Source organism: Candidatus Sodalis sp. SoCistrobi (assembly GCF_900143145.1).
Taxonomy (GTDB): Bacteria; Pseudomonadota; Gammaproteobacteria; order Enterobacterales; family Enterobacteriaceae; genus SoCistrobi.
This window is the reverse complement of sequence record NZ_FRDB01000113.1, coordinates 1-9,463: the sequence shown is the minus strand read 5'-3', so window position 1 is coordinate 9,463 and position 9,463 is coordinate 1. Positions and strand designations below refer to the sequence as shown.

8 protein-coding genes and 2 pseudogenes are annotated in these 9,463 nt (G+C 57.3%); 4 read left to right on the top strand and 6 right to left on the bottom strand.

Annotated elements, in window-relative coordinates; all coding sequences use genetic code 11:
* Positions 1 to 178: 178 nt before the first annotated feature.
* The 6 genes and pseudogenes from CINSTRO3249_RS17615 to CINSTRO3249_RS17195 form a co-directional block, all read right to left on the bottom strand.
* On the bottom strand, positions 179 to 1,141 hold the full coding sequence (locus CINSTRO3249_RS17615) for a prepilin-type N-terminal cleavage/methylation domain-containing protein (RefSeq protein ID WP_254304331.1): 963 nt from the start codon (positions 1,139 to 1,141) through the stop codon (positions 179 to 181).
* A 251-nt stretch (positions 1,142 to 1,392) separates the two neighbouring features.
* Complete coding sequence (thyA, locus tag CINSTRO3249_RS09075) at positions 1,393 to 2,187, bottom strand: thymidylate synthase (RefSeq protein ID WP_074013047.1); 795 nt, start codon at positions 2,185 to 2,187, stop codon at positions 1,393 to 1,395.
* 6 nt (positions 2,188 to 2,193) lie between these two features.
* A complete protein-coding gene (gene lgt, locus CINSTRO3249_RS09070; RefSeq protein WP_074013046.1) occupies positions 2,194 to 3,066 on the bottom strand; it encodes a prolipoprotein diacylglyceryl transferase in 873 nt (290 codons plus the stop codon).
* Positions 3,067 to 3,242: 176 nt separating this feature from the next.
* Positions 3,243 to 5,436 (bottom strand): annotated as a pseudogene (gene ptsP / locus CINSTRO3249_RS09065) (phosphoenolpyruvate--protein phosphotransferase).
* A gap of 12 nt (positions 5,437 to 5,448) precedes the next feature.
* Positions 5,449 to 5,976 carry an RNA pyrophosphohydrolase gene (gene rppH, locus CINSTRO3249_RS09060; protein ID WP_074013045.1) on the bottom strand — a complete coding sequence of 176 codons (528 nt, stop codon included), beginning with the start codon at positions 5,974 to 5,976 and terminating at the stop codon, positions 5,449 to 5,451.
* 268 nt (positions 5,977 to 6,244) lie between these two features.
* On the bottom strand, positions 6,245 to 6,442 hold the full coding sequence (locus tag CINSTRO3249_RS17195) for a hypothetical protein (RefSeq protein ID WP_174249764.1): 198 nt from the start codon (positions 6,440 to 6,442) through the stop codon (positions 6,245 to 6,247).
* Positions 6,443 to 6,663: 221 nt separating this feature from the next.
* Between CINSTRO3249_RS17195 and mutH the strand changes: the two genes are divergently transcribed.
* The 4 genes and pseudogenes from mutH to CINSTRO3249_RS09040 form a co-directional block, all read left to right on the top strand.
* Positions 6,664 to 7,359 carry a DNA mismatch repair endonuclease MutH gene (gene mutH / locus CINSTRO3249_RS09055; RefSeq protein WP_174249763.1) on the top strand — a complete coding sequence of 232 codons (696 nt, stop codon included), beginning with the start codon at positions 6,664 to 6,666 and terminating at the stop codon, positions 7,357 to 7,359.
* A gap of 77 nt (positions 7,360 to 7,436) precedes the next feature.
* Positions 7,437 to 8,168 (top strand): TerC family protein, encoded by a 732-nt coding sequence (locus tag CINSTRO3249_RS09050; protein WP_074013044.1) that lies wholly within the window; start codon positions 7,437 to 7,439, stop codon positions 8,166 to 8,168.
* Positions 8,169 to 8,287: 119 nt separating this feature from the next.
* Positions 8,288 to 8,506, top strand: a complete 219-nt coding sequence (locus tag CINSTRO3249_RS09045) for a YgdI/YgdR family lipoprotein (protein ID WP_074013043.1) — start codon at positions 8,288 to 8,290, stop codon at positions 8,504 to 8,506.
* A 125-nt stretch (positions 8,507 to 8,631) separates the two neighbouring features.
* A pseudogene (locus CINSTRO3249_RS09040) lies at positions 8,632 to 9,339 on the top strand (NADP(H)-dependent aldo-keto reductase); the annotation flags it as partial.
* Positions 9,340 to 9,463: the final 124 nt, after the last annotated feature.

The following is a 9,463-nucleotide window of genomic DNA, read 5'->3' as shown; positions in this document are numbered from 1 at the left end:
TCAAAATAAGTGAAGTGCTCCTGTTTTTTTGCAAACAATTCTGGACTGTCCAAAATAGCCATTTTTTTGGGTTTAAAGGAGTCCAGAATTGGCTGCAAATTAGTCCAGAATATTTTGCATCGCTACAGTCAAGGCATCGCTGTTAAACACCTTTTCCCAGCCAGCTCCCTGACAATCATTAATATCTCGCTGAGTCTCTAACGCCCCTCGGCGCAGACGATAACCGAACGTTGCCGTAATCAACCGCCCGGGCGCATCGCTGCGCGCATAAATAGTCATAGCCAACCACAAGGCAGGAGCCGGGAGGCTCTCCCTGGCGCTTGTCGATCCATAACGTATGCGGGGTGCCACCCTGCTGCGAAAAGCCGGCGCGGCGCACATCTTTTGCGATGGCCAACGCGCATAGATCAAGCTGGCGCATCAATCTAAGCTGTAACATCGCGCCTTCGATGCTGCGTTGCAGCGACGGAAATAGATGCAGCGCCACCGTCAGCAGCAGGCTGCACGCGGCCAGAGCTGCCAGCAATTCCGGCAGGCTAAAGCCTTCTTGAGCGCCGCCAGCCGCCATCTGCCCTGCGGGGGCCGCCGCGCCGGCCCCCGCAGAAACTGGCCTCAGCGTGGCGCCCCCGGCTTCCGTCCGGCAGGTCAACACGGCGGGATCCCCGCCCAGCGCCCTTGCTCGCTGCACAGCCGGACCCGGCCGCGACCGGAGAGCACCACCCGCAGCCGCCCCGCCGAATTGCTGAGCACGAGGTGCGCCGGCGGTATGGCGCACCCCGCCCAGACTCAGCTCCCCCACCGTCGATACCGACAGATGGACGCCGGCATAAGGCGCAATACAGCGCGCCCCGTCCGCCGCCTCACGAACTAAACCGCACTGGGGATCGCCGCGCAACTGCCAGCGATCGCCGGTTATCGCGGTCAATCGGCAACGGCGGTTACCCCAGGCGGCATGCCATTGCTGACGCACGATAAAATCAAGCAGTTGCTGGGCGCTGCTCGTCAACTGCCGGGCGGACTGCTGCTGACGCCAGCCATAACTTCCCGCCAGCATAAGTAGTGCGGTTAACGTCAGCACCAGCAACAGCTCCATCAGGGTGTAGCCGCTATCGCGGTCGGTTTGGTTCAGGAAAGAGTGCATGATGGCAGTGTGGCGCGGCGCGCGCTGGCGCACCAGGCGCGGGGGATTATTGTGCAGCGTGCAACACAATCATTAACAAGGAAGGACAAGAAGTATCAATTGCAGCGTGAGCGCCATCGCGTTTATGCGGTGGCAAAACGCCACTGATGGCAGCAGGGTCAGGCGCGAGCCGGGCACACCCCAAGCAATCAGACGCGACCGGCGGTCGCCGCGCGGAAGTATCACCGCCCGCGCGGCCCGGCATTGGCCGCTTAGATTGCCACCGGCGCTTTTATCGCCGGATGGGGATCGTAGCCCGTCAGCTCAAAATCCTCGAAACGGTAATCGAACAATGTCGCCGGACGGCGCTTGATGAGCAGTTGCGGCAGCGGCCGCGGATCGCGGGTTAACTGCAGGTCCGCCTGCTGCAAATGGTTACTGTAAAGATGGGTATCGCCGCCGGTCCAGACGAAATCACCGACCTGCAAATCGCACTGCTGCGCCAGCATATGTACCAGCAAGGCGTAGCTGGCGATATTGAACGGCAGGCCGAGGAAAATATCGCACGAACGCTGATAGAGCTGACATGACAAGGTGCCGTTGGCAACATAAAACTGAAACAGCGCATGGCACGGCGCCAGGGCCATTTTGTCCAGTTCGCCGACGTTCCAGGCGGAAACGATAATGCGCCGGGAATCCGGATCCTGCTTGAGCTGGCGCACTACTTCCGATAGCTGATCTATCTGGCGGCCGTCGCGGGTGCCCCAGGCGCGCCACTGACGGCCATACACCGGCCCCAAGTCGCCGTTGTCATCCGCCCATTCATCCCAAATGGACACGTTATTCTGCTGCAAATAAGCGATATTGGTGTCGCCGTTAAGGAACCACAGCAACTCATGGATGATCGAGCGCAAATGGCAGCGTTTGGTGGTCACCAGCGGGAATCCCTGGCGCAAATCAAAGCGCATCTGATGGCCGAATATCGATAGGGTACCGGTACCGGTACGGTCCGCTTTCGGCGTACCCTGCGCGCGCACCCAACGCATCAAATCCAAATACTGTTTCATAATACCTCAGGACAGGTGTTGCTGGGGACGGCGGCGATAGGCCCAGGCCATCATAATCACGCCGGCCAGAATCATCGGCAGCGACAGGATCTGCCCCATGCTGATGACGCCGCTAAACAGGCCCAACTGGGCATCCGGCTGGCGGAAAAACTCCACCAGAATGCGAAAAGCGCCGTAGCAAATCAGGAACAAACCGGAGACGCTGCCGATAGGCCGCGGCTTACGGATAAACACATTGAGAATAATAAACAGCACCACGCCTTCAAGCAGCATCTCGTAGAGCTGGGACGGGTGACGGGGCAGTACGCCGTAGCGCTCAAACAGCGCTTGCCACTGCGGATTGGCGGGCAGCAGCGCTATATCCTCCTGCCGGGAGCCGGGAAACAGCATCGCCCAGGGCGTATCGGTGGTGACCCGTCCCCACAGCTCGCCGTTGATAAAATTACCTAAACGGCCTGCTCCCAAACCGAAGGGCACCATTGGCGCGATAAAATCGGCCACCTGGAAAAAATGGCGCCGGGTACGGTGGGCGAACCACATCATCACCACGATCACCCCAATCAGGCCGCCGTGGAACGACATGCCGCCGTCCCAGACCTTAAACAGATAAAAGGGGTTGTCGAGAAACAGCGGCAGGTTATAAAACAGGACATAACCGATACGGCCACCGAGAAATACCCCCAGAAAACCGGCATAAAGGAGGTTTTCGACTTCTTCTTTGGTCCAGCCGCTGCCGGGGCGATTTGCACGCCGTACCGCCAGCCACATGGCAAACACGAAGCCCACCAGATACATCAGACCGTACCAGTGCAGGGAAACCGGACCCAGGGAAAAAATCACCGGGTCAAATTGGGGAAAGGCCAGATAATGGGTCGTCATTCATCACCACAACGTCGTCGTTTTTGTTATCCGGCCGCCGGATGCCGCGGCGACCGCTGTACATTTCGCGCAGGCGCTTACTCCGCGCGGCGTGAAGTCGCGTATCATAACATAGCGGCGCGGCGGCGAGAGTCAGGGGATGTAAATAACCGCCGGCAGGTGTAACGATTCCCTGCTCAGCGTCCGCCCCGAATTAGCCCCCCCAAACCGCGTCGCTCCATGAACGCCGCCACCTGGTGACGAACCTCAATACTGTTTTGCGCGCCGATGACCCGCTCCGCCAGGCCCTGCGCCTCGCCCAGCGCCACATTGCGCAACAGGTATTTGATACGCGCCACACTGCGGCCGTTCATGCTCAGCGTACGATAGCCCATGCCCGCCAGCAGCAGCGCCCCCATCGGATCGCCGGCCATTTCGCCGCACAGGCTGCAAGCCAGCCCCAAGCGCTGTGATTCGCTGATGATTTTCTGCAGCACCTGTAACATGGCCGGATGCAGACTGTCGTACATCGACGCCACCCGGGTATTGTTGCGATCCACCGCTAGCAAATACTGGGTGAGATCATTGGTGCCGACCGACAGAAAATCGACCCGGCTCACCAGCGCCGGCAGCATGAACACCATCGCCGGCACCTCGACCATAATGCCAATACGCGGCTTCGGCAGCGCATAACCCAGCACCTCCTCGACCTCGCGCCCGGCGCGATCGATGAGCCGGCGCGCTTCGTCGATCTCATCGACGCTGGTTATCATCGGTAGCAGAATGCTTAAATTGCCGGTGGCGGCATTGGCGCGCAGCATCGCGCGCACCTGAATGAGAAAAATCTCCGGCTGATCGAGCGTAATACGAATTCCACGCCAGCCCAGACAGGGATTTTCCTCGCTTATCGGCATGTAGGGCAACTGCTTATCGGCGCCGACATCCAGGGTACGCAGCGTCACCGATTTGCCGGGAAACAGCTGCAGCATGCCTTGATATTGCGCCACCTGCTCCTCTTCCGAGGGAAAGCCGTTTTGCAGCATGAAGGGGATTTCGGTGCGGTACAGGCCGATGCCGTCCACTCGATTGTCGAGGCGCTGTTCATGTTCGGCGCTCAAACCGGCATTCAGCATTACCTGAATGCGTTCGCCGCTTTTCAGCGCCGCCGGCTGTTCCACATCGTCTTCCGCCAGTCGGGTAAGCTCACGCTCTTCGCTCACCAGACGCTGATATTCCTGCACCAGCACCGGCTCTGGATCCACCAGCAGCTCACCGCGATAGCCATCGACAATCAGCAAGCGCTGGTTGAGCAACAGCGGCTGGATATCGGCGCCCATCACCGTCGGGATCCCCATCGCCCGCACCAGGATCGCGGCGTGGGAATTGGCGGCACCGTCGCGCACCACCACCCCTACCAGCTTATCCTGCGGCACCTCGGCCAGAAGCGCGGCGCTCAGCTCGTCGGCCACCAGCACGAAACGCGATGGCCACTGAATCACATTGCGGGCGCTGTCATCAAGATGGAACAGCAGTCGCTGACCAAGGGCACGCAAATCGCCGGCGCGCTCGCGCAAGTAACTGTCGCTCAGCAGCGCAAATTGCTCGGCGAAGCGTTCAATCACCAGTTTCACCGCCCACTCGGCCACCGCGCCGCCGCGCCGCCGTCAATTTCCGCGAACAAATCGCGCTTAAGACGCGCGTCGTTGAGCAAATGGCTGTAAAGGTCAAACACCGCCGCGCTGTCTTTCTGTGCGCTGGCGGTAAAACGCTCGTGGCCGCTGTCGAGAGACGGGCCTGATAAACCTGGTCAAGGGAGGGTTGGCTGCTGTCCACCCAACCTTGGGCGATGGCCACCCCTGGCGCGGCCGCCAGGGCGCGGATGCGGGTTTGGCGGTATTGGCTGAACAGCGCGTTGAGCTGCGATTGGGACAGAATGCCGGCCATCTGCGTGGCCAGCGTGACCATGAACGACTCTTCGATTTCGTCGAACTGCCGATGCTCGCGCTGCTGCACCACCATTACGCCGAGCAACTGGCGGCGATGGATAATCGGCACGCCGAGAAAGGAGCGGAAGCGCTCCTCTTTCACCGCCGGAATGTATTTGAAACTGGGATGGGTATGGGCGTCCGCCAGGTTAATCGGCTCAGCCAGCCGCCCGACCAGACCGACAATCCCTTGGTCAAAGGCCAGCGTGATCGTACGCCCGCGCGGTTTATTCAACCCGCGCGTCGCCATCAGGTAATAACAGCGACGATCGTTATCGGCCAAATACACCGAACAGACTTCGGTATTCATCGCCTGACAGGTTTCATTAACCAGAATGTCAAGTGAGTCCGACAGACGCGGCGCGGCTGCGACCTTTTCAACGATTTCCCGCAAGCGCGTGAGCATAATCTGCGTGACTTAGCCTCTTTTCCGTCTGTGAGCCGGCGCGGAGCGCTGCGTTGCAGTTTCCTGCAACGGCATCACCACGCCGGAAAATTCCTTCATTACCCGGCGGTAAACGTCCCGTTTAAAGGAAACGACCTGACGTACCGGGTACCAGAAGCTGACCCAGCGCCAGCCGTCAAATTCAGGGATCCCCCCGCGCTGCATATTGATATCCGCATCTGGACACATAAGCTGTAGCAGAAACCATTTTTGCTTCTGACCAATACACACCGGCTTGGTGTCCCAACGCACGAGCCGCTTGGGAAGCTTATACCGCAGCCAGTTACGCGTAGAAGCCAGAATACGCACATCTTTGCGGCTCAGGCCAACTTCCTCGAACAGCTCGCGGTACATCGCCTGCTCCGCGGTCTCGCCAGCGTTGATGCCGCCCTGGGGGAACTGCCAGGAATGCTGTCCGTATCGCCTGGCCCACAGCACCTGCCCGTCGAGATTACAGATTACAATACCAACATTCGGGCGGTAGCCATCATCATCGATCACCGGACTACCTCGATTACATAAAATGTAAGATGTTCCGATTGTTTCATACTCGCTGTGCACGGTAAACCACTGGTTTTCACTAATCGCCGGTGAATAACACTGTTAAGGCCGCTTTACGACGCTAAGTTATAAACAGCTCACAACTGTCTGGCACCACTTTATGCACTTTTTCTGTGGATAGGTGTGTGTGCAACGCTGGATTAGGTGGGTAAAACTTTTCGCCCAATGCCCGGCCAGGGGAGAACGAGCAAAAAAATAAAGAACAAGATCAACAGACTAAAACGTTTATCATCTTCACCAACTGCGCATCGTCATCGCGTTGAAATATCGCGTCACCGGGCATGGATAAAAAACAACCATCGGTGATTTTATCCACAGAAAAACGGATCAACGTCGCAAAAAAATGGACAAATGGGCTAAAATTGGCGCCGTCAAGGCTGTAAATGGAAACAGTACTCGTCGACAACCAGGGTTATCCCGCAAATCTGTGGATAACCTGGTGTAAGATCCTGTTCATTATTGCCCGTAGCGGGTGTACAACTGCTCACCGACCTGCACCAAGCCCGACAAGGTGATTAAAAAAAGGTATAAAATCATGCTATTATTAATTTTTTCACGGACGTCGCGCGCGATGTTGGCGCGAGGGCGTCGCCGGTGCCTAATTTTCATTCAGTTCAGGACCGAGAGATGAACAGCCTGATGCCACTTTCCCTTCCACACGGACCGCCCGCCGATGAAAGGGAACTGCTACGCCGCGCCGATGCGCTGGCGGGTTATACGCTAAGCGAATTATCCGCCCAGGCTGGCCTGCCGATGCCCGCCGATCTCAAGCGCGATAAGGGGTGGATTGGCGTACTGCTGGAGCGCTATCTCGGCGCCAGCGCCGGCAGTAAGCCCGAGCAGGATTTTGCCGCGATCGGCGTCGAGCTGAAAACTATTCCGGTAGACGCCGGCGGACGGCCGTTGGAGACCACCTTTGTCTGCGTGGCGCCGTTAACCGGCAATAGCGGCGTGACCTGGGAAACCAGCCACGTGCGCTATAAATTGGCGCGGGTGCTCTGGATCCCGGTTGAAGGCCAACGGACAATTCCGCTGGCGCACCGCCGCATTGGCGCGCCGCTGTTGTGGAGCCCTGATCCTGAGGAAGAGCTGCAGCTGCGGCGCGACTGGGAAGAATTGATGGACCTTATCGTGTTGGGTAAAGTGGAACGGATCACCGCCCGCCACGGTGAGGTGCTGCAATTGCGGCCCAAAGCCGCCAATAGTCGCGCCCTGACCGCCGCCGTCGGTGAGTTTGGTCAGCCGATTCTGACGCTGCCGCGCGGTTTTTACCTGAAAAAAAACTTCACCGCGCAGCTACTGGCGCGACATTTCCTGTTATAACCGCGTTTTCGCTTGCCAGCCCACCAACAACACCGCGTATAATTATCGTTTATTTTTTGTTTAGGTGAATGTGTGTAATGTTTGATTGGATTGCCTATCCAAACGCATGGCTGGCGTTAGGAACCTTGACCCTCCTGGAAATTGTCCTGGGTATCGATAATATCGTTTTCCTGTCCGTGGTCGTCGCCAAACTCCCCCCGTCACAGCAAAGCAGCGCCCGCCGCTTGGGTCTGTTCGGCGCGATGGTGATGCGCCTCGGCCTGCTGGCGGCGATAGCCTGGGTCAGCCATCTGGTCAAGCCGCTGTTCTATTTGCTGGCTCATCCGGTTTCCGCCCGGGATTTAATTTTGTTTTTCGGCGGCATTTTTCTCATCTGGAAATCGTGTCGGGAAATACTGGAATCATTTCACGGTGGCGCCGACGGCGAAGGCAGCACGGTGCAATCCTATCTCGGTGCCATAACCCAAATCATGATGCTGGACATTATTTTAAGCCTGGACTCGGTCATCACCGCGGTCGGCCTCTCTTCCCATTTATTCATCATGATGGCGGCGGTGATCATCGCGGTGGCGATAATGCTCTTCGCTGCCCGGCCGATAGGCGAATTCGTCGACAGGCACCCCTCGGTCAAGATGCTGGCGCTGGCGTTTCTGATTTTGGTCGGCGGCGCGCTGATTATGGAAAGTGCGGCGATCGAAGTGCCAAAAGGCTATATTTATTTCGCCATGTTTTTCTCGCTGGCGGTGGAAACGCTCAACCTCTTGCGCAATAAAAAAGCGGCGGAGCGGATGTCCGGTCCAGATGCCTGACCCTCACACAACGCGCAAGAACGGGTAGCGCGGGAATTTTCCCTTACAGCGCTAGTGAAGCCGGTGTTTTTTGCTTATATTGTTAACAATCTAGGTAACTTAATGGATGGATAATGATAATGAAAACACTTTGTCTGCTGATGCCGGCACTCTTCGGCGTCGTGTTGCTTACCGGCTGCACCAGCGATTACGTCATGGCGACCAAAGACGGTCAGATGATATTGACCGACGGCAAACCCGAAATCGATAAAACCACCGGTCTCATCCGCTATACCGATGAACGCGGCAACGAAAGGCAAATCAACGGCAACGATGTTTCGCAGATCATCGAACGATGATCCCCGCGTCCCGCAACGCGTCGCTGGCTTAATTTACCCCTTCTCCCCCTGCCTTGGCTTGGCTATAGTCAGTCAAGGCGGTGCGATCACGCCTGTACGTTTACGTCACTGAGGAACCTGCCCCGATGCTTTATCACCGTATTCCCCATAGTTCTCTGGAAGTCAGCGTGCTCGGCCTGGGCACCATGACTTTCGGCGAGCAAAACAGCGAAGCGCAAGCGCACGCCCAACTTGATCTCGCTCTCGCCAATGGCGTTAACCTCATCGACACCGCGGAAATGTACCCGGTACCGCCGCGACCTGAAACTCAGGGGCTGACGGAGCGCTATATAGGTAGCTGGCTGAAACGCCATGGCCAGCGCGAGAAAATTGTCCTGGCCAGTAAAGTGGCGGGGCCGGCACGCGGCAACGATGATGAAATTCGTCCCCAGCAAATGCTGGATCGCAAAAATATCCGCCAGGCGCTGGAAGATAGTCTGAAGCGCTTAAATACCGATTATCTCGACCTTTATCAGGTACATTGGCCGCAACGCAGCACCAACTGCTTTGGCAAATTGGGTTATCGCTATACCGACGAGAAACTGCCGGTGACGCTGCTGGAAACGCTGGACGCCCTGAATGAGCAGGTTCGCGCCGGGAAAATCCGCTATATCGGCATCTCCAATGAAACCCCCTGGGGAGCGATGCGCTACCTGCAATTGGCGGAAAAGCACGGCCTGCCGCGTATTGTCACGGTGCAAAACCCTTACAGTTTGCTGAACCGCAGTTTTGAGGTGGGAATGGCGGAGATTAGCCAGTTTGAGGGGCTGGAGCTTTTGGCCTACTCCAGCCTTATATCTTGATCATTGACTTTCAAAGGTTAATGATCCCCAACTGATCATTGGGATGTTACCGGTGAGTTTGTACTCTGCCTTAAGCTTACAGCTTGTACGTCAGATTAAACCCTGGTGACATATT